Genomic DNA, 21,028 nt, shown 5'->3' with positions numbered 1-21,028 from the left:
AATTAAGAAGACGGTACACAATTCGTTATGCTACAAATAAGTCACTCATCCAATCAACGTTCCTCACTTTTTCTAAATGTTATTATGTTGAGTGTTTTTATTTTCTGTATCTTTATCTGATAGTATCTCATATGTTTCCTGGATAGATGCTGTAGATGGGGTAGTTTCTTTAGCAAATTCCTCAGTACCATCAATACGAACTACATTCATAAATTCATTATCAGGCTTTTTGGTCATGGATGTGTGGCCTCCTTTTTTGTTTTAGTATGTACAGAACTTTAAAAAGTAGTATTTGATTCTTTTGTTAGTTCAGGAGGTAGCAATTTAATGATTAGACTATCATATTTCTGGTTCTAAGCCGATTTTGGTACTAACAGGGTCGAAGTTTCCTTAGATAGAATGAAATATCTAACAATTAAGGGTATGACTCGAACAATCAGAGCATGCTATCTAACAATTGGAGCATGCTATCTAACAATCAGAGCATGCTATCTAACAATCAGAGCATGCTATCTAACAATTGGAGCATGATATCTAACAATTTGTCGTAATATGTCGACAACAACTCAGCAAACTACAGATTAATCAAAAAAGTGAAAGAACCCGTAACTCAATTGCTACGGATCCTTCCACTTTCAGAGAGAAGAATGCCTTTCCACATAAAGGAAAGGTTATGATATTGGGGCAGGTTAGTGCCCCAAACTTGTCAACAAGGTCATTCTAAACTACAAAACAAATTTTTCTGCTTCAATAATTCTCGCAGCAATCTCTCGTTTTTTCGCTACAACATTAACTGGGTTATGGCGAGTTAATTTTTTCAAAATGGATAACATGGTGCGCACACTATCTCCTTCATCCAGTGCAACAAGTGACTCTTTCGCCACAGATTCAATACGGTTAAAGGCCTCTTGTGTGAAAACTTCTGTCATTAATAATTTCTGATTTGCTTTTTCAAGTCCATCCTTCGCGATCGCCTTTTCTGTACGAAGAACACACGACTCAATGCTGTAGATATCAGAGACAATGTCAGCTATGTTAGCTAGTAGCTCCTGTTCTTTCTGGAGTTTTTCTCCATGAGTCTGAACAGCAGTACCAGCAACCATCATAAAAATCTTTTTGGCATTCTCAAGCAAGTATTTTTCTTGCTCTAAAGGTTCATCCCCCACTTCTTGCGGCATCATCATCATGAGTTCCTCTTGTAAGGAACCAGCTTGCTCTAACAATGGTAATTCACCTTTCATTGCTTTACGCATAATGGTTGCAGGAACAAGCATACGGTTAATTTCATTTGTTCCTTCAAAAATACGGTTTATACGTGAATTACGATACATTGTTTCTACTTCATATTCGGACATGAATCCATAACCACCATGGATTTGAACCGCTTCATCCGCTACGAAGTCCATTACCTCTGACCCGAAAATTTTGTTTAAGGAGCATTCAATTGCGTATTCACTAATTGCTTTTCCGATCGCAACACCATCTTTTAATTCCTCATCGGATAGTTTTGCAAAAGCATCTTCAATTAATCCACCAGTTCGATAAATGGTACTTTCTGCTGCATATGTTTTAGCAGCCATTTCAGCAAGCTTTTTCTGGATTAACGTAAATTTTGATATAGGTAGCTTAAATTGTTTTCGCTCATTTGCGTATTTAGCAGATAATTCAATGCCGTATTTCGCTCCCCCTACGCAGCCAACTCCAAGCTTATAACGACCAATATTTAAAATATTAAAGGCGATAACATGCCCTTTCCCTATCTCTCCTAGAACATTTTCTTTCGGAACATACGCATCTTCTAATATTACCGTTCTAGTAGAAGAGCCTTTAATCCCCATTTTTTTCTCTTCTGGTCCTGTGGATACCCCTTCATAATCACGCTCCACAATAAACGCTGTGAAATGTTCTCCATCAATTTTTGCATAAACAACAAACACATCCGCAAAGCCTGCATTGGTAATCCATTGTTTTTCCCCGTTTAAAATGTAATGCGTTCCTGCATCGTTTAACTTCGCGGTTGTTTTTGCGCTCAATGCATCTGAACCTGAGCTTGGCTCCGTGAGAGCATAGGCAGCAATTTTCTCTCCAGTAGCTAGCTCTGGTAAATACTTTTCCTTTTGCTCTTCTGTTCCAAAATAAACAATTGGTAAAGTACCTATTCCTACATGCGCACCGTGAGATAATGAGAAGGAGCCAGCTAATGCAAACTTCTCTGTAATAAGGGAAGAACTGATTTTATCTAAGCCTATTCCACCATATTCCTCAGGTACATCTGCCCCTAGTAGCCCAAGTTCGCCTGCTTCCTTAAGGAGTCTTACTGAAATATCAAATTGATGTTCTTCTATTTTTTCAATCTCAGGAGTTACCTTATCTAAAATAAAGTCCTCTGTTGTTTTTGCAATCATTACATGCTCATCTGTAAAATCCTCTGGAGTATATATTTGATCTGGCGCTAATTCTTCTAATAGAAACCCGCCACCACGAACTGTTTTATCTGCTGTAGTCATGTTCATTCCTCCTAAATGATATTACGAATCTATGAAACTACAATAATTCAAACACACCAGCTGCGCCCATTCCGCCACCGATACACATTGTTACTACTCCAAACTGCTCCCCACGACGTTTCATTTCGTGAATTAAGCTTAACGTCAGCTTTGTCCCTGTACATCCTAATGGATGCCCCAATGCAATGGCACCACCATTCACGTTCACTTTGTCTTGATCTAATCCGAGGTGACGAATAACTTGTAAGGACTGAGAGGCAAATGCTTCATTTAATTCAAATAACCCTATGTCTTCCATTTGTAATCCTGCCAACTTTACTGCTTTTGGTATAGCTTCAACAGGTCCAATTCCCATAATTTCTGGAGCTACACCCGCTACAGTAAATGCTCGGAATTTTACAAGAGGAGTTAAACCGTCCGCTTCTGCTTCCTCTCGATCCATGACAAGAACTGTTGCAGCTCCATCACTCATCTGTGAAGCATTCCCTGCAGTAACGGAACCTTTGATGTTAAAAGCCGGTCGTAGTTTTCCTAACGTTTCTAACCGTGTATCTTCTCTAACCCCTTCATCTGTATCAAACACTATTTCTTTTTCTACAAGCTTATGTTTCTCATTTATGGAGCGCATCATTACTGGAACTGGTACAATTTCATCTTTAAACTTCCCATCCGCAATAGCCCTCGCTGCACGTTTATGACTTTCTACGGCAAAAGCATCTTGATCACTCCGACTTACTTCAAAACGACGAGCAACCTCCTCCGCTGTATGCCCCATACTCATATAGTACTCTGGTGCAGATTCTACTAACGATGGATTAGGCGCAATTACGTGCCCACCCATAGGTATTAAACTCATAGATTCAGCACCACCAGCAAGAATCGCCTTCGAATGTCCTAGCATGATTCTCTCTGCTGCATATGCAATACTTTGCAACCCAGAAGAGCAATATCGATTTATCGTTATCGCCGGTACAGATTCTGGTAAACCGGCTAATGCGGAAATATTTCTAGCCATATTCATTCCTTGTTCCGCTTCTGGCATGGCACACCCGAAAATGACATCCTCAATTCGACTTGCATCGAAGTCTTTAGCTCGCTTCAACGTTTCCTTTATCGTAATGGCACCTAAGTCATCTGGTCTAACCTTGGCTAACGTACCTTTTTTCGCTTTTCCAACAGGAGTTCTTGCCCCTGCTACTATTACCGCTTCTCTCAAGCTATTCCCCTCCTTTATCGAAAAATTAGTTGCGTAATGGTTTTCCTTTTGCTAGCATGTGCTGCATGCGTTGTTGTGATTTCGGTTCACCAACTAAGCTTAAGAATGCTTCTCTTTCAATATCCAATAGATATTGTTCATCCACTTCTGTTCCTTTTGCAACTCGCCCACCAGCAATAACAAATGCTAATTTCTCGGCAATCTTCATATCATGTTCTGAAGCGTACCCACTCAAAAACATCTGTTTTGCACCTAATAGCATCGTTGCATATCCAGTCTCACCAACAACAGGGATTTTCTTCCGTTTTGGTGGTTGATAACCTGATTCATATAGATGTAGAGCTTTCTGTTTTGCATCATGCAATAAATGATCTCCGTTTATACTGATGCCATCAACAGGTCGAATAAAGCCGTATTGAGCTGCTTCCTGCGCACTAGTGCCAACTTTGGCAGTTGCTATTGTTTCAAACACTTGATTTGCGATTGCCTGAAGATCGATTTGCGCCCCTTCTGGTAAACGCTCAATTTGGCGTAAATACAGTTCCTTATTTCCTCCTCCACCAGGAATGAGCCCAACACCTACTTCTACTAAGCCCATATACGTTTCAAGAGACGCTTGAATGCTTGCTGATGGTAGACAAATCTCCGTTCCTCCACCTAATGTCATCCCAAATGGTGCTGCAACAACTGGCTTGGAAGAATACCGAATATTTGCCATTGCTTTTTGAAATTGCCGTACAACAAGATCAATTTCTGGAAAGTTCATATCTTGTGCTTCCATTAAAATCATCATTAAGTTAGCACCGACGCAAAAGTTCTTTCCTTGATTATTTATAACAAGCCCTTTATAGTTTTTTCCAACCTCTTCAACAGACTTATTAATCATCTGCATTACATCTAGACCAATGGAATTATTAGGAGAGTGGAACTCCAAGCAAGCAATATCATCACCTATGTCAACTAAGGATGCACCAGAGTTTTTGAAAACAACATTGTCTCCATCTTTTACAGCTTTTATATTAATTACCTTTGGATTCACTTCCGCTGTTACATATTCACCATTATGGAAGTATTCATTAAATCCTTTGTAAAAACACGTATATCCCTTTTCTAACATATCTTTAATCCAATCAGGAACGGCTTCTCCTTCTTCTTCCATCCGTTGCACTGATTTTTCTAAACCAATGGCATCCCACGTTTCAAAAGGTCCAAGCTCCCATCCGAATCCCCATTTCATTGCTAGATCCACGGATCGAATAGAGTCTGCTACGTCATAACATACTTCCGCCGAATACAATAAAGCAGGCTTAAGGATGTTCCAAATAAGTTCCCCAGCACGATCATTTGCGTATACAAGCGCTTTCAATTTATCAGCCTTTGATTTTGCTTGCTTACTTTTCTGAACAGAAGGAGCTTTTAACTTTTTACGCTCCACATATTCCATCGTTGCAAAATCCAACTCTAATATTTCACTACCTTTTTCTGTTTTCTTCTTATAATAAAAACCTTGACCTGATTTACTTCCTAACCAACCTTTTTCCGCCATTTGCTTCATAAATTCAGGAGGGTCAAATACTGCTTTTTCACCGCCTTCTACTTGGTCATATACATTTTTAGCAACATGAAGGAATGTATCTAGACCAACAACATCCAATGTACGAAATGTTGCACTTTTCGGTCGACCGATAGCTGGACCAGTTACAGAATCCACTTCGCCAACCGAGAAACCTCGAGCTAACATTTCTCGAACAGTAACTAATAACCCATATGTTCCGATTCTGTTTGCGATAAAATTTGGTGTGTCTTTTGCTTCTACTACACCTTTCCCTAAAACATCTTCTCCAAAGGACCGCATGAAATCCATTACTTCATCTGAAGTATCTTTCGTTCTAATAATTTCAAGTAACTTTAAGTATCTTGGAGGATTAAAGAAATGAGTTCCTAAAAAATGTTTTTTGAAATCGTTCGATCTTCCCTCAGCCATTGCCTCCACGGATATTCCAGATGTATTTGAACTAATGATACTCCCCTGTTTTCGATATTTATCAACTTCTGTGAAAACTTTCTTTTTAATGTCGAGGTTCTCAACCACAACCTCAATCACCCAGTCCACATCTCCTAAAAGCTCCATATGATCTTCCATATTTCCAGGCTGGATTAATTGTGCATTTTCTTTCTTAGCAAGTGGTGCAGGCTTTTGTTTTTTTAGCTTTTCAATGGCTTCGATAGATAAACGATTTCTTATTGCGGGGTGCTCTAGAGTTAACCCTCTTTTTTCTTCTTCACTAGTCAACTCTCTAGGTACAATGTCCAACAACAGCGTTGGAATCCCTACGTTCGCTAAGTGCGATGCTATTCCTGACCCCATTATTCCTGAGCCTAAAACCGCGACTTTTTTTACCTTCCCAAACATAAGCTACCTCCTTTATTTAAATTTGAATGAATACTCATTCATTTTTTCTGTAAAAAAAATGTGCTCCTCTTTTTTCGTTATTTTCATGATGATTACACTTAATACTATATAGAATTTTTTTCTTTTACGCAAGACTAATAACTGAAAATTATATATTTTTTGTATTTTGTTATACATCTTAATAAAACCCACTATTTTTTGAACAAATTGTGTCATTACTATTTTACAATGTTTTTCTGGAATAGGTTGATCATCTAGGAGAACAATATAAAATGACGTTTAGTCATACTCAAAAAAGGGAGGAATACGCATGCAACAGCAACAAAATATGGGCATGAATCAAGGACAGCAGCAACAAAACATTATGCCTGAACCACCGAATGTTATAACAAGTAAAGATCATCTATATATTACGGATATGCTTTCGTGGAACTTGTTAGCGATGAAAAAAGCACATGCTTTTGCTCAGCAATGTACGGATCAGCAAGTATCTCAAGCAGTTGAGCAGGCTGGTAAGATGCACTATAAGCATTACCAAATGCTGTTAAATCACTTAAATCAACAACAAAGCCAACAAATGTCTCAACCGCTACAATAATGGAAGGAGGAACAAACATTATGAATAACCAACAACAATTCCAAGGTCAACAGTCACAGGGGCAACAGCAATCGTCTAAAATACAAAATCCAAAAACTCAAGTTCCAGAAACACCTCAAATGAATGACCGAGATTATATAAATGATATTTTAGCAACGGAAAAGTACATGACAAATAACTACTCTGTTGCTATGAATGAAGCAAGTCACCAAGCATTTTATTCCGACCTGGAGCAAATCTTCATTGATACACAGCAATGTCAGCGTGATTTGTTTAACTTAATGTTTGAAAAAGGTTGGTACAGTTTTGAAGCAGAAAAACAACAAACTCTTTCTCAATCTTATCAACAATTTACTGGGTACCAATCTCAAATTCCTTATACAACTCAAGATAACCAACAGCAGTAATACAACGAGCTTGGACATTTCGTCCAAGCTTTTTATTAGATTACAGACCTCCATATAGATGGGGATTTACACCATGAGAGATGAGGACGTGGGCTGCTCTAAGGCCAATTGGAGGAGCCACGGCAACTCCCCACAGGACAGCGAACAGGCTGAAGCGAATGGAATACATACAGACAAAGTTAGTAATATTTGATAGTTTACCTTCAATATTTAATGCGTATTTTCAGGATAGTCTTAAGATAAAATAATTTTACGATATACCAACTTTTGCACTTTCCATGGTTTATTTTTACTCATTTAGTACATCCTAATAATATGAATATTACAACTCTATTTTTCATAATTCTCCTTACAGCGTGGTTATTAGAATGGTTTGTCTTTGAAGAAACAGCAAAGAAGAAAAAGGAGGTTTCGAAAAATACTATCTATGTGAAAGCACTTCTTCCATTCATGTTTATGAGTGCAATTCTTTCTAGCTATCTACTTGGGAGATTTTCTGAAGAAATAACACTTTGGTCTCAGATGACTGGTGTATCATTCATATTCATAGGGCTGTTATTAAGATATTGGACTTATTTTCTAACAAAGCAACATTTCACAAGAAAAATGGTCATTATTGAAAACAGACCCCTTTATAGCAGCGGACCTTTTCGGTTTACTAGGCATCCATTTCATATGGGTTTCTTCTTCATTACACAAGGAATCTGTATATATTTAAGTGGAAATTGGCTTTCCATACTAATAACATTTATCTTTGTTGGAACTGCTCTTCACTATCGTATGACGTTAGAAGAATCATTTTATTCCAAAAGATATGGTGAAATTTACGCCTATTGGTGTAAGCATCGCTTCAGACTATTGCCGTTTGTATATTAATAATGTTTTTCTTATTAATAGTAATAGGGCGAACTCTAAGGTTGTCACTTGAGTTCGCCCTTTCTATTTGATCGATCATTTTCTAGGTCTACCCTGAAAATACGTTGCTCAATTGGTGGTTAACTTATCTAGTATCCCTAATATTGTTGGCTATTATTCCATTCGCTACTGCCCACTCCCTTTCTTGTGGGGAGTTGCCGAGCCTCTGCTCTGCTTCCCACAGGGCTTTGATTAAGCAACCTTGAAACCACAGCATAAAAATGCGTTAGCATTTTTCAAGGAGTTAAATGCTTCTCCACACCATGTTTACAACTTCCCTTGCTAGTATTCACAAGAGGAATCGGAACTTCCTAATGCTTTAAAACCAACTGCGTTATTCAAAATACATTCTGTTTTATATCGACTCGGTATCTCATTTATCTTTATTGTCAGTGGGATACAGTTACTTTTACACTCTGTAACATTATCAGGTAAATATGAAACTGTACTACCTCTGGAGTTTATTAAATCTACGTGGGTATCGTTCTTGTATATCAACGAATTAATGTTTAAGTTAACTTGTGGTACGATTGTTTCCTCATTCTGTTTTGCTTCCATGTCATAAAAAATCGTCAGTTCATGAAAAGCCTGATATAAAATCATAAAACAAAGTAATCCCATCATAACTAGCCTTTTTTTCAAAGAACTCCCCTCCCACTTCTAAAGTACATGACAAGAGTTTTGATTGTTTAAAGATAACGTAATAGTTTTTTTAATTATTACTACTAGGTATTCATATATTTTTCATTTTCAGGTAATTTATTCTTGTATTTTTTGTTTTGTTCGATTATCATCGAACTATAAATACTTCTATTCGATTGGAGTCGAACTGATATGAAAGTCACCTCAAAATTCAATATTCAATTGGAATTCATGCTAAGTTTGTACTTGTTTGAATTACCTTCTTTTTGTAAAAAAACTGATTTGGGATTGAAGTGGAGAAAAGATGTAAGCAAGAAGCTACCGACTGAATGGAAGGATCAACTAAAAGATAAGGAGTTATCAAATACCCTTACATGGGTTCATAGCTGTATCCATAGTGGATATGTACCTGGAAAAACAGTAGATGATTTATTAAAATGGGTGAATCAAGATGATGACGCTTATCGCAATATTGACTTCCCAAAACCACCCTATTCGATGAAAAGCGTCTATCCATTTCTCAAAACATGGTATGATCATTATTTTTCTCTTTTGGATCCACTGCTTTTTGAACAACTTCATAAGAAACAAGAAGAGGTTAAAAAAATAATAGAAAACCAAGACCCTCAAAAGGTCATTAATAATGTAACGAAAGGGTTACTACTGGAGAATCTACCGGATGACTTGGAAGTTTCTCTGATTCCGCAGTATCATGCAAGACCTATCGTAATGTTTCATTGTAATGAAAGGCATCATGCCTATCAGTATTCGGCCGAAGAGATTATTGGAGATTACGAAACATTACCACCAATAATGTTTAGAGTACAAAGAGCACTATCTGATGAAAACCGTCTTCAGATCTTAAAATTTATAGAGTCTGGTCCTCAAACATTTAAGACAATACATCAGTTTATTGGTCTAGCCAAAAGCACCGTCCATCATCATCTCATCGCATTACGCGCAGCAGGACTAGTCAACATACACGTCAATCAGGGAAAACAAGATTATTATACCTTTCGGGAACAAGGACTATCAGAAATGGAGGGGCGTCTATTAGCCTATATAAAAGATCGAGAAGAATGAGCCGCCGGTAGCTCGGCAGACCCCTAGCATAGAAGACACCGTGAAGAAGGAACGGATATCGCACTTGTGTCCTTGGGTGCAAAGGAGTGGAGTGGACCGAAGCGAATAGAATACAAACCATCAAAGTTAGTCATACTAGATAAGTTTGACTACCATGATCCCACCTATTTTCAGGGTAGCCTTTAAAAAAATGGCTATGTTAAAGGACAATGTTGATTTTTACGGAAGGTGCGAGACTCCTAGGGGATAAGCGGGCCAGGCGAGACCCCACAGGGAGGTAACGACCGAGGAGGCTTGCGGTTCGCCCCAAGGAAAGCGAGCAACCTGGAGTAAAAATGAACATCCACGTTTAACATAGCTAAAAAATAAATATGGAGGATTCAACATGAAATCTTTATTCTTTCAACGATCATTTCTATTTCTTTGGATTGCGCAAGCTGCATCTGGTTTAGGTGGTACGTTTGCAACGTTCATTCTCTCATGGCTCGTGTACGAAATATCAGGATCAAAAATAGCAATGAGTATGATTTGGATTTCTTTTATGGTTCCAAGCCTACTTACTAATCTATTTGCTGGACCATATATTGATAGATTTCAATATAAAACAGTAATGATTATATCAGAATGGCTGAGAGCAGTAGCGTTTTTAATCCCTGGATTATTATTAGTCTTTGATAATATCCATTTATCCGTTTTATTTTTTGCTGCAATGATAACAGGAATTGCCGAACCTTTATTTCGTCCGTCAAGTATGGCCTATGTAGCTAAACTCCTTCCAAAAGAAGTTCTTCACAGAGGAAACTCCATTTTGGAAGGAACCATGCAGACAATGATGCTTATTGGACCTGCTTTAGGTGGTCTTCTCCTAACCTTGTTTGGACCAGTTATTGTAATAACCATTTTGATTACTGCTGTAACTATTTCGGGCATCCTCCTCTTCTTTATTGAAAATACGGTTCGCGAAAAAATAGAGGCTCGTTCATCCTGGTTACCTATGTTTAAAGAAGGCCTTGGTTTCTTCAAAATCTACCCTGTTCTATTTTGGATTGGTATATTGATGATGGTTATTAACTTCAGCACAGGAGCTGCACAACCTATGTTTCTCCCATATATATTAGAGCATTTAAAAGGAACTGAATTTCAATATGGTTTATTTATGTCGTTATTTTCCTGCGGAATGGTGTTTGGTTCCTTTGTAACAGGAATGTTCAAAACACCAAAAAACCTTCGCTTTGTTATGTTGGGGAGTTTGTCACTAGGAGGCGTCTTACTACTTCTACTTGGCATAGTGACAAACATTTGGCTCGCTTTCGTTATCTCCATGTTACAAGGTATCTTTGCAGTTATTTTTACCATTAACAACACGACGTTTTATCAAAAACGTGTTCCTGAAAACATTCGAGGAAGAGTATTCACCGTTCGAGCCTTACTTGCACAAACTGGTATACCTTTAGGTGCTGGTTTAGGTGGTGTATTAGCAGAGCTCTATAATTTCACCATCCTTTTTGTATCGTTAGGTGGTTTAATAATTGTAGCAACGATCATCGCATGGAATTCGAAAATATATTATCAATTGAATGTACCGTTGGAAGAGAAGTTGGATAATAGAGTCCCAGTTGCGGAGCAGACGGCTAATTAATAGATAATCTAATAGTTTTACACATAAAAAAACACATGCGATCTTGTGAATCACATGTGTTTTTGCTTGTAAAATTTTGTGGTTTATATATTATTATGACGATCTTTTTAAGAATCCACTGTAACGACGGTCGATTAATTGGCTTTCTACTTGCTTCATTGTATCTAAGGCTACACCAACTACGATTAGTAAGCCTGTTCCACCAATTTGAACTGCAGGTGGTAACCCCATTGCCGCTGTGAAAATAAGCGGAATGATAGCAACTGTTGCAAGGAATAAGGATCCTACAAACGTTAAACGGTATAAGACTTTTACGATAAATTTTTCTGTTGTTTTTCCTGGACGGATACCTGGAATAAATCCATTTTGACGTTTCAAATTATCAGCCATTTGCTCAGGATTAATTTGTACAAATGTATAGAAATATGCAAAAGCAATAATTAATACTGCATAAAATAACATACCCCATGGATTATCTAGTGCAAAGATATTAATAATTGTCTGAGCAAGAGAACTATCTGCTCCAAAGATCCCAGCAATTGTTTGTGGCATAAAGAACAATGCTGATGCAAAGATAACAGGAATTACCCCAGCTGCATTAACTTTTAATGGTAAATGAGTAGATTGTCCACCAGTTGGGCGTCCACCAGCAGCCATTTTTTTCGCATATTGAACCGGCACTTTACGAACTGCTTGTTGAACAAAAATGACAGCAACGATTATTGCAATAATAGCTAGTAAAATTAATGTTATAACTACTAGATTTAAGAAAAGTTGGTCTCCAGCTTCAGCAATGTATTGTGCATAAATTTGAGTTGCTCCTGTTGGTATACCAGCTGCAATACCACCAAAGATTAGAATGGATATCCCATTCCCAATACCTTTAATAGTAATCTGCTCTCCTAACCACATAAGGAAAGCTGTACCAGCTGTTAACACGACTGCAATTAGTAAATATGTGATAACAGTAGGGTTTGGAACTAGTCCTGGCATTAAGTTGTTAAAACCAATGGATAATGCTAAGGCTTGGAAAAATGCAATTCCAATCGTTCCGTAACGTGTTACTTGAGCTAGTTTCTTTCTTCCAGGCTCGCCTTCTTTTGCCCATTCAGCAAATTTAGGAACTACATCTAAACGTAAAAGTTGCACAATAATGGATGCAGTAATATAAGGCATAATACCTGTTGCAAATATAGAGAAATTCTCTAGGGCTCCCCCACCAAATGTATTGATAAATCCAAACGCTGCAAGACCCTCAAAATCAAGTCGGCTTGCGTCTACCCCTGGTGCTGGTATATGTGCACCAATCCGGAACACGACCAACATTAATAATGTGAAAATAATCTTGTTGCGCAGGTCTCCCACGCGAAAAATATTGCGGATTGTACTAAACATCTGCAGCACCTCTACCTTTTTTTGTATGAATAGAAATAAACTATTAATTTCATTTCTAATAGAATATCATAAAATCTTGTAAAATTTTGATTTTTTTTTGAAATTACAAAAATAGTAATAATTTACTAATCTGAAAGTAATCACTATGTTACTACTAACAAAATTTTTTGTTACATTGTAATTCTACTTTTCCTAGTTTCTTCAAATAGAATACACTTAAGTTATAATTTTGTAAACGCTTAATTATTAGGTTATCCTAAAAATACTTATTTGTGTGTTAGAGAAGTAAAAAAACAAATCGGTTCAACTCCATTGTTAATTTGTCTCGTAAACCCTGTTTCAAGACAAATTCCTACTAGCAAGGCCCAATTATATCTAGTGATAGTAACTACTAGGACTAAGGATGAAACCAACCAACTAAGAATAAAGGCAATGTGTCCACTTTGTGAAACATTGCCTTAGAGGTTAGATAGCTTTTTCTTTAAAATAATATTTTTCAACACTATCATTTTTCCCAAGTAATACTGGATATACTTGTATTTCTAATTCATTACATAGTGTTTTTATACGTTCTAACTTAGTAGAGCCTGAAGTTACGAGTGCTCCATATTTTTTCCCCAACTGAACAACTGACTTAATTACATCAAAGCCCATCGTTGTTAAATGATTCGACAAACCATTAGGAGCAGTTAGAAAAAACAAATTAGGTTTCTCCTGAAATGAGCTATCACTATCTTCAAACCCATCTTTCAGAAATTGAATTCCCTTTGGAAGAGAGGGTTCGTTTCTTTCTGAAAGAAAATTAACTACATCCTCCACAACGGCACTCGATGTAGGATACTTCCCAGCTCCTGGCCCCTGTAACGTCACTGGACCAACGATACTTCCTTCTATATATATACCGTTATTTACATCCTCTACACTATATAAAGGGTGACCTTCAAAAACGAGGGTTGGCTGAATAGAAGCACGTACACAATTTTCAACTTTTTGAAGTGAAGCAACATGTTTTATTCTCGCTTTTAAATTCTCAGCTAATGATATATCGATTGCATCTACTTCTCTTATCCCTACTGGTTTTTCAGAGTTCCACACAGGAGAACAGCCAAATATCCACTGACTTAGTATGCACGTTTTGTAGTATGCATCCCAGCCGTCTACATCTTTATCTGGAATTGCTTCTGCATAACCATTCTCCTGTGCTTCTGCAAGAGCTACTTCAAAACTCGATGCTTCTTCTCTCATTTTGGTTAAAATAAAGTTAGAGGTACCATTTAATATTCCTTCTAGTTTTTGGATACTATTAGTTTTTAATGTATGTCGTAATGTATTTAATAAAGGTATCCCACCAGCTACGGCAGCTTCATATAACAATTGACAATCATTCTCTTTTGCAAGTTTATGAAGCTCTTCCCCGTGCTTGGCGATTAGTTCTTTATTAGCAGAGATTACCGAGATACTTTTCTCCAATAGTTTAGTTACATACGGATAAGCAGTACTTGCGTCAGGTGTAGCCTCTACTACTACATCAAGATTTGATTCATCTAATATATCTGAAAAAGAATGAGTAATTTTTGTAATACTCGATACGTTACGCATTCTAAGTTGATCTTTTACAAGAACAAAGGGGATTGTTATTGGTCGCCCTAATATTGCTGCTATTTTTTCTGATTTCTTCAATAGTGTTTGATACACTCCTTCTCCCACTGTTCCAAAACCAATGATTGCTAATTTATATACTGGATGACTCATTGAATCAAACCCCTTTTCTTGTTATGACTTACAAGCTGTTTTTAAGTACCAAACATGCACTTATTTTGCTAATGCCTTCCCTGTTGCCTTTTCTAACGCTTGATCTAAATCTTTTAATAAATCGTCTACATTTTCAATTCCAACAGATAAACGGACCATATCTTCTGTTACCCCTGTTGCTACTAACTCTTCCCCTGACAATTGTTGATGTGTTGTTGTTGCAGGGTGAATAATTAAACTTTTTGCATCTCCCACATTTGCAAGATGCGACCATAAGGCAACATTATCGATGAGCTTGCGACCTGCATCTTTTCCACCTTTAATTCCGAAAATAACGATAGAACCGTATCCACCTTTTAATAACTGAGAAGCATGTTTATGGGAAGGGTGAGATTCTAAACCTGGATAAGAAACCCAAGCAACGGCAGGGTGTTCTTCTAATTTTTTCGCAAGAGCAAGTGCATTATCGTTGTGTCTCTGCACACGTAAATGAAGTGTTTCTAAGCCTTGGAGTAATTGGAACGCGTTATAAGGACTTAGACAAGCTCCGAAATCACGTAACAATTGAACTCGGAACTTGATTGCAAACGCTGCTTCTCCAACATCTTTTGCATATGTTATTCCGTTGTAGCTTCTGTCTGGTTCTGTAAAACTAGGGTATTTCTCAGAGTTCCAATCAAACTTCCCTCCATCTACCACAACTCCTCCGATAGAAGTTCCATGGCCACCAATCCACTTTGTCGCAGAGTGAATAACAATATCCGCGCCATGTGCAATTGGTTTTACCGTATAGGGAGTTCCAAACGTATTATCGATAATAAGTGGAAGACCAGCATCATGCGCAACATTTGCTACTCCAGCAATATCTAGAACTTGTAGGCTTGGATTTCCAATTGTTTCTGCAAAAATTGCTTTTGTATTCTCATTTATTGCTTCTTTGAAGTTTTCCGGATTACTCGCGTCTACAAAATGAACAGTAATTCCATATCTAGGTAATGTTGTGGAGAAAAGATTATATGTACCACCATATAGGTTTGTTGCGGCAACAATTTCATCTCCAGCACCAGCAATATTTAAAATAGATAGAGCAATGGCAGACATACCTGACGAAGTAGCAACTGCGGCAACCCCTTCTTCAAGTAATGCGATTCTTTTTTCAAAAACATCTACAGTTGGATTCATGATTCGACTGTAAATATTCCCTTGCTCTTTAAGACCAAACAGATTCTCAGCATGTTCTGTGTCGCGGAAAACATAAGAAGTTGTCTGATAAATGGGAACTGCTCTCGAACCCGTTGTTGGGTCTGGCTCCTGACCTCCGTGTAATAATTGTGTTTCCACACTATAACCTTCAAAATTTTGTTCTTTACTCATCATTCATTCCTCCATTTATATTTTTTTGATTTCTCCATTTCCTAAAAACATTCTTTATGTAAGAAGATCTTGTCTATAAGTGCTTAATGACAAACATCTTTATTTAGTTACTTTAGCCCCATTTACGAAAAAAACCTTTCTCTTTATAAGAGAAAGGGTAGATGCTTATATCCTTTCTCTCATCTTTCAAAACCAACTAGTTTTGTAGGAATTAGCACCTTCTGAAGCTTTAATAACCTTCAGTGGTTGCTGGGTTTCATCGGGCCTGTCCCTCCACCTCTCTTGATAAGAGTAAAATCTTCTATGTAATTTTTAATTTGTTATATAATTTACCAATTATTTCGAATACTACCACTTTTGAAAATGATCGTCAATAGTTTTACATGAAAATTCCCGAATTTTAAAATAGGCTCTGTTAAACGTTGATGTTGGTTGAAGTGCCATGTATTAGATTTATTTCTATACAAACGTCTTTTTTCACTCATCCTCTTCTAAAATAACTGCGAACGTCTTATATTAAAGACTATGTAGGTTTTCAACAAGTCTCTGACCTTCAGGAAAATCAACATTGTACATAGCAACACTTTCTTTAACATAACCAATGTAATAAAGAATTTTATAACTTACTACAAATGCGCTCATATCAAGCATTATAGCTTCAAAGAAGATAGTGGGAAAATATTGCCATGCTTCGTTTTGCATATGATTTCTCTCTGCAACCATACTAGTAGTAACCTAAAACAAAGCGAGGTGATACAGATGGCACAAAACAACAATAGCAATCAACTTCTAGTACCAGGAGTACAACAAGCATTGGATCAAATGAAGTATGAGATTGCCCAAGAATTTGGTGTAAATCTTGGTGCCGATGCGACTTCTCGCGCTAATGGTTCTGTAGGTGGGGAGATCACAAAGCGTCTTGTACAACAAGCTGAACAACAATTTTAATTAGAAAACATCATATTTGGATAAGCGCGTAGATTTTATTCTACGCGCTTTTTTTTGGTGAAGATAAGCCAAAATGCATACTTTGCGTAACAGGTTAACTCTCCACTGAAGGTAACCGCTATTTTCCACCTTTTATTTAGAGTTTCATTCGTATATAATTTGTTTATCATCAAATAGAAGGGTCGGAGAATACGTGTTAAGGAAAACCATAGTAACTCTTATACTTATTGTACTAACAAGCTTTTCCATCACTATTCCGTCCACTTATGCTGCATCTGATAAATACATAACTAAGATCGCAATAGATCATGAAACAATGGAGATAGCTAAGACACTAACGGATCTCGATGAAATAAAAAAGATCTATATCAACTACCCCATTTTGTTTACAGAAGCAGAAGAAAACATTAATGCTATATTATTCATTTATACTGATTACATTGCTAAACAAAAGTTAAAGTATATAGTCTTCTCCATCTATAACAAAGTTGATTTAGTACTCTCATCCTCCCAAATACTTCAATAACAAATTACTAGGAGGATAAAAAATGAAAGTAAATAAGAATGACGATCTATTTGTTAAAGAAGCACTTCGTGGACTTACTTTTGGTCTACTGATGATGGTGATAGTGTTTTTTATAATACACTTCGGCTTAGGAATTAAAGCATTTGAATAAGAAACAGCCCAAAGGTAGTTCACCTTTGGGCTGTTTCTTTTTTCACACAAATTTATTGTCTTTTATTCAACTGCTGTTCGGCCATTTTTACCATTTCACGAACCATGTTTCCACCAATACTTCCGCCTATTTTCCCTGCATCTTTTGCCCTTATTTCTCCATTATAACCCTTTTTTAGAGGTATTCCCTGTTCCTTTGCTACCTCATACTTTGCATTTTCTGGACTCATAGAGTTGGTCACTTGTGCTTTAAGACGATCTAGCCCTTCACGAGCTTCAGGAATCAATATTTTATTTCTTCTTGCCATGATACCCCCTCCAAATTTCCGTTATTCATCAAAACCTTTTCTTTTAATCTTTTCTCCTGCATCACTTTTCAACTCTCCATTTTTGTCTACTTGATCGATGGAGCCATCGATTGTTCCTTCCATATATGCGTCAGAAACTTGTTCGTGGGTAATTGCTAATCCTTTTTCTGTCTCATCATTACTTTGGTAATTCGCGGGTTCATAAGATTTTTCAGCAATTTTTTCTGATTTCTTATCTGTTTTCTTGTTCATACAATCGCCTCCTATCAGTTCTTATGATTCGCTAAAAGAACAAATTTATGATATAAAAGAGAATATCTTTTTAAAAACCACAAAATGATTCAGATCTCTTCAAACTCCCCTTATTTTTAAGAAATTTATTAAAAATTATCTTCTTTATTAAAATTCCGTTAAAACAATCTCTAATTTATTGTAAAATATGAATCTTTTATTGCGTAATTCAGTACATTTGCTTTAAAATGATACAATGATATTTCCATTTTAATGGATAAGTCATAGGAAGAGAGGTTACTCTTGTGAAAACTTTCATCAAGACCCATTCATTCATGGTATTCTGCTTTGTATTACTTTGGTTTAAAACATTTATCGTATCTACTCTAACTTTTGATATAAATATAAATCAATTCATAGAAGCAATTATCTTTGCAATAAATCCTTTGTTGTTTCTGTTCATTATTTTCAGTATAGGTCTCTTTTTTAATAAAAAATTTCAGTGGAAGTATTTTATGTTTGTTACCCTCACATTATCCATTGTCTTATATTCCAATGTTGTTTACTTTAGAGAATTTAGTGATATTATCACATTACCCATGCTGTTAATGAGCTCCAATATGGGGGATTTAACCACTAGCATTTTCGCATTGATTCAATGGTATGACATTTTTTACTTTATCGATATATTTGTACTCCTATACTTTATTTGGAAAAAACCATTCCCACTGTCCGTATCGAAAATTTCTTTCCAAAAGTCAAAAGCAATTGCTACATTAGTGGTAATTATCGCTACAATAGGTATTTATCAATTCACTTCAGTAGATAAAGCGCATGCTTTTAACCGAAATCAACTTATTCAAACAATGGGTTTATACAATTTTTATGTGTATGACGCATTCGTTCATACACAAACAAGTACGCAAAATGTTTTTTCAGAAAAAGATGATTGGACATCTATTACAGATTATCTTGAGTCCACAGAAATTCCTTCTAGCTTAGAAATGTATGGAGTAGCGAAGGATATGAACGTTATTGTGGTCTCCGTTGAATCCCTTGAGAGCTTTGTTATTGAGGAAACACTTCATGGGGAAGAGATTACACCATTTTTAAACGAGCTAATCGAAGAAAGCTATTACTTCGATAACTTTTATTATCAAACAGGGCAGGGGAAAACTTCTGATGCAGAGTTTTTGGTTAATAATTCTTTGTACCCATTAGGTAGAGGTGCTGTTTTCCTAACTCATGATGATAATGAATATCGTGCATTACCAGAGACTTTATCTAGTCGTGGATATAGCACATCTGTTTTTCACGCCAATGACATTACCTTCTATAATCGAAACGTCATGTATCCGAATATAGGTTATGAAGATATTTATTCATTTAGCGATTATAAAATTTCCATGAGTAACTCAGTAGGATGGGGCATGAAAGATATCGACTTTGTTGAACAATCCATGGATTTCATTACAGAATTATCAGAACCATTTTACAGTACAATGATAACGTTGACGAATCATTTCCCATATCATCTAGAGGAAGAAGATATGATGATACAGCCTTTTGATTCTGAAAGTAATATTGTAAATAATTACTTTCCTACTGTTCGTTACACAGATGAAGCTATAAGAGTGCTAGTTGAACAATTAAAAGAAAAAGACTTATACGACAATACAATGTTAGTTATTTACGGAGATCATTACGGTATCGCGAATAGTCATTATCCAGAGCTCGAGAAGTTTCTTGACAAAGAAATAACACTTCATGAAGCAATAAAACTAAATCGCGTTCCTCTTATCATTCACATTCCAGGTCATAAAGGAAAAATAATGGACACTATTTCTGGTCAAATTGATGTCATGCCTACCCTTCTCAACTTGTTAGGTATTCCTGAAGGAGATCATATCATGTTCGGAAGTGACTTATTTTCCGAAGAGCGTGAAGACTTTACTGTACTAAGAGACGGAACAGTAATTACTGATGAGTATATATTTACAAATGAAGTATGTTTAGATTATGAAACTGGGGAAGAAGTTTCCTTAGATTTATGTGAACCCCTTCGTGAAAGAGGATCTACTGAGTTGTATTACTCTGATCAGATCATATATGGGGACTTGTTTAGATTTAAAAATTAAGATAAAGGTGAATCAAACGGATGTATTAACTCCTTTTGATTCACCTTTTTTAGTTTTTAAAAATGCGGCTGGAACAAAAGAATTCTATTTTTTGAGAAATCCGTACAAATAATATTTGTAGCATACATTTGAATTCTATGGCTTCCTTTTGTTTGTTTTCCAGATTCATCGATCGGCCCCATGTTGTTGAACCAAACTTACTAAGTAAGACGGTTGGTCTTCTCTTTTTTTCTGGATTTCCATAAGAGTAAAAATACTCCAAGACTTAAAACGGATAATACACCAAGCTTCGCATCAACAACTGGTTTAAACTTGGTGCTTTTAGGGGTTATATCATACACACCAACGGGAGTAACGGAGACATGTCCTCCACCCCCTCCTCCATGACCAGATGGAGAGGTTTCTGTTCCTTCAGTGAAGCCACTACCTCCACCAAAAGAGTACCTTACCTTCGCAACAGGAAGTACACGTTTGTTCTCTAAAACAATTGGCTCACCAAACACTAGACTGACATCTTTATTTTTTGCAAATTTGTCAAAAAGAGGTTTTACTGGCATTTCATATTGATTGTCTTTGCTCTTAGTTTCCACATGAGTATCCTTGGAAGCCCCATTTTTCATTTCAATCTCCCCTTCTACATTAATTACCTAATATTTCTGCGTGGAGGTTGAAAATCCCTATTGATTATGACCATATCTAGTAAAAAACTCTTGTTTCAGATTTTTTTTTGACGGACTTCTCAAGATTATGTGCGATTCTAGCGATTTCTGTGCGATCCAACCATGT

General features: G+C 36.6%; 21 protein-coding genes and 1 riboswitch. Of the genes, 9 read left to right on the top strand and 12 right to left on the bottom strand.

Annotation, left to right across the window (positions count from 1 at the left end; genetic code table 11):
- Nucleotides 1-72: 72 nt before the first annotated feature.
- From ACERII_RS21245 to ACERII_RS21230, 4 genes are all read right to left on the bottom strand, one after another.
- Entirely contained in the window at nucleotides 73-237 is a 165-nt protein-coding gene (locus ACERII_RS21245) for a hypothetical protein (protein WP_373644976.1), read from the bottom strand.
- Nucleotides 238-725: 488 nt separating this feature from the next.
- Complete coding sequence (locus ACERII_RS21240; RefSeq protein ID WP_373644975.1) at nucleotides 726-2,507, bottom strand: acyl-CoA dehydrogenase family protein; 1,782 nt, start codon at nucleotides 2,505-2,507, stop codon at nucleotides 726-728.
- 37 nt (nucleotides 2,508-2,544) lie between these two features.
- A complete protein-coding gene (locus ACERII_RS21235) occupies nucleotides 2,545-3,723 on the bottom strand; it encodes an acetyl-CoA C-acetyltransferase (RefSeq protein WP_373644974.1) in 1,179 nt (392 codons plus the stop codon).
- Nucleotides 3,724-3,748: 25 nt separating this feature from the next.
- The gene (locus tag ACERII_RS21230) at nucleotides 3,749-6,136 is read right to left on the bottom strand and encodes a 3-hydroxyacyl-CoA dehydrogenase/enoyl-CoA hydratase family protein (protein ID WP_373644973.1); all 2,388 of its coding nucleotides are present in this window, start codon (nucleotides 6,134-6,136) and stop codon (nucleotides 3,749-3,751) included.
- Between the two features lie 310 nt (nucleotides 6,137-6,446).
- On the opposite strand from ACERII_RS21230, the gene ACERII_RS21225 reads away from it, so the two are divergent.
- The 3 genes from ACERII_RS21225 to ACERII_RS21215 all read left to right on the top strand — a co-directional run bounded on the left by ACERII_RS21225 (nucleotide 6,447) and on the right by ACERII_RS21215 (nucleotide 8,017).
- Nucleotides 6,447-6,734 (top strand): hypothetical protein, encoded by a 288-nt coding sequence (locus ACERII_RS21225; RefSeq protein WP_373644971.1) that lies wholly within the window; start codon nucleotides 6,447-6,449, stop codon nucleotides 6,732-6,734.
- A 20-nt stretch (nucleotides 6,735-6,754) separates the two neighbouring features.
- Complete coding sequence (locus ACERII_RS21220; protein ID WP_373644970.1) at nucleotides 6,755-7,141, top strand: spore coat protein; 387 nt, start codon at nucleotides 6,755-6,757, stop codon at nucleotides 7,139-7,141.
- Nucleotides 7,142-7,456: 315 nt separating this feature from the next.
- Complete coding sequence (locus ACERII_RS21215) at nucleotides 7,457-8,017, top strand: isoprenylcysteine carboxylmethyltransferase family protein (protein WP_373644969.1); 561 nt, start codon at nucleotides 7,457-7,459, stop codon at nucleotides 8,015-8,017.
- Nucleotides 8,018-8,338: 321 nt separating this feature from the next.
- Here ACERII_RS21215 and ACERII_RS21210 read toward each other — a convergent pair whose 3' ends face one another.
- Nucleotides 8,339-8,698 (bottom strand): hypothetical protein, encoded by a 360-nt coding sequence (locus ACERII_RS21210; RefSeq protein ID WP_373644968.1) that lies wholly within the window; start codon nucleotides 8,696-8,698, stop codon nucleotides 8,339-8,341.
- A 192-nt stretch (nucleotides 8,699-8,890) separates the two neighbouring features.
- Here ACERII_RS21210 and ACERII_RS21205 point away from each other — a divergent pair, with 192 nt between their 5' ends.
- Nucleotides 8,891-9,781: an ArsR/SmtB family transcription factor gene (locus ACERII_RS21205; protein WP_373644967.1), complete on the top strand. Its 891-nt coding sequence runs from the start codon at nucleotides 8,891-8,893 to the stop codon at nucleotides 9,779-9,781.
- 385 nt (nucleotides 9,782-10,166) lie between these two features.
- Complete coding sequence (locus tag ACERII_RS21200) at nucleotides 10,167-11,420, top strand: MFS transporter (RefSeq protein WP_373644966.1); 1,254 nt, start codon at nucleotides 10,167-10,169, stop codon at nucleotides 11,418-11,420.
- Between the two features lie 93 nt (nucleotides 11,421-11,513).
- On the opposite strand, the gene secY is transcribed toward ACERII_RS21200, so the two are convergent.
- From secY to ACERII_RS21180, 4 genes are all read right to left on the bottom strand, one after another.
- Nucleotides 11,514-12,815 carry a preprotein translocase subunit SecY gene (secY, locus tag ACERII_RS21195; protein WP_373644965.1) on the bottom strand — a complete coding sequence of 434 codons (1,302 nt, stop codon included), beginning with the start codon at nucleotides 12,813-12,815 and terminating at the stop codon, nucleotides 11,514-11,516.
- Nucleotides 12,816-13,280: 465 nt separating this feature from the next.
- Nucleotides 13,281-14,567: a homoserine dehydrogenase gene (locus ACERII_RS21190; RefSeq protein WP_373644964.1), complete on the bottom strand. Its 1,287-nt coding sequence runs from the start codon at nucleotides 14,565-14,567 to the stop codon at nucleotides 13,281-13,283.
- A gap of 60 nt (nucleotides 14,568-14,627) precedes the next feature.
- Nucleotides 14,628-15,941 carry an O-acetylhomoserine aminocarboxypropyltransferase/cysteine synthase family protein gene (locus ACERII_RS21185; RefSeq protein ID WP_373644963.1) on the bottom strand — a complete coding sequence of 438 codons (1,314 nt, stop codon included), beginning with the start codon at nucleotides 15,939-15,941 and terminating at the stop codon, nucleotides 14,628-14,630.
- Between the two features lie 176 nt (nucleotides 15,942-16,117).
- A riboswitch (SAM riboswitch) is annotated at nucleotides 16,118-16,233 on the bottom strand.
- Between the two features lie 224 nt (nucleotides 16,234-16,457).
- Nucleotides 16,458-16,643 (bottom strand): hypothetical protein, encoded by a 186-nt coding sequence (locus ACERII_RS21180; protein WP_373644962.1) that lies wholly within the window; start codon nucleotides 16,641-16,643, stop codon nucleotides 16,458-16,460.
- A 57-nt stretch (nucleotides 16,644-16,700) separates the two neighbouring features.
- Between ACERII_RS21180 and ACERII_RS21175 the strand changes: the two genes are divergently transcribed.
- From ACERII_RS21175 to ACERII_RS21165, 3 genes are all read left to right on the top strand, one after another.
- The gene (locus tag ACERII_RS21175; protein WP_373644961.1) at nucleotides 16,701-16,889 is read left to right on the top strand and encodes an alpha/beta-type small acid-soluble spore protein; all 189 of its coding nucleotides are present in this window, start codon (nucleotides 16,701-16,703) and stop codon (nucleotides 16,887-16,889) included.
- 193 nt (nucleotides 16,890-17,082) lie between these two features.
- Nucleotides 17,083-17,415 (top strand): hypothetical protein, encoded by a 333-nt coding sequence (locus tag ACERII_RS21170; RefSeq protein WP_373644960.1) that lies wholly within the window; start codon nucleotides 17,083-17,085, stop codon nucleotides 17,413-17,415.
- A gap of 22 nt (nucleotides 17,416-17,437) precedes the next feature.
- Nucleotides 17,438-17,566, top strand: a complete 129-nt coding sequence (locus ACERII_RS21165) for a hypothetical protein (RefSeq protein WP_373644959.1) — start codon at nucleotides 17,438-17,440, stop codon at nucleotides 17,564-17,566.
- Nucleotides 17,567-17,618: 52 nt separating this feature from the next.
- Here ACERII_RS21165 and ACERII_RS21160 read toward each other — a convergent pair whose 3' ends face one another.
- Together ACERII_RS21160 and ACERII_RS21155 are read right to left on the bottom strand one after the other, a co-directional pair.
- The gene (locus tag ACERII_RS21160) at nucleotides 17,619-17,873 is read right to left on the bottom strand and encodes an alpha/beta-type small acid-soluble spore protein (protein WP_373644958.1); all 255 of its coding nucleotides are present in this window, start codon (nucleotides 17,871-17,873) and stop codon (nucleotides 17,619-17,621) included.
- Nucleotides 17,874-17,894: 21 nt separating this feature from the next.
- The gene (locus ACERII_RS21155) at nucleotides 17,895-18,125 is read right to left on the bottom strand and encodes a YozQ family protein (RefSeq protein WP_373644957.1); all 231 of its coding nucleotides are present in this window, start codon (nucleotides 18,123-18,125) and stop codon (nucleotides 17,895-17,897) included.
- Nucleotides 18,126-18,409: 284 nt separating this feature from the next.
- On the opposite strand from ACERII_RS21155, the gene ACERII_RS21150 reads away from it, so the two are divergent.
- Complete coding sequence (locus tag ACERII_RS21150) at nucleotides 18,410-20,242, top strand: LTA synthase family protein (protein ID WP_373644956.1); 1,833 nt, start codon at nucleotides 18,410-18,412, stop codon at nucleotides 20,240-20,242.
- A 200-nt stretch (nucleotides 20,243-20,442) separates the two neighbouring features.
- Here ACERII_RS21150 and ACERII_RS21145 read toward each other — a convergent pair whose 3' ends face one another.
- Nucleotides 20,443-20,862: a GerW family sporulation protein gene (locus ACERII_RS21145; protein ID WP_373644955.1), complete on the bottom strand. Its 420-nt coding sequence runs from the start codon at nucleotides 20,860-20,862 to the stop codon at nucleotides 20,443-20,445.
- Between the last annotated feature and the right edge of the window lie 166 nt (nucleotides 20,863-21,028).

The sequence above is a fragment of the Evansella sp. AB-rgal1 genome (assembly GCF_041820985.1).
GTDB lineage: Bacteria > Bacillota > Bacilli > Bacillales > Salisediminibacteriaceae > Evansella.
The sequence above is the reverse complement of the archived record's forward strand: the minus strand, read 5'-3'. Positions and strand labels throughout refer to the sequence as shown.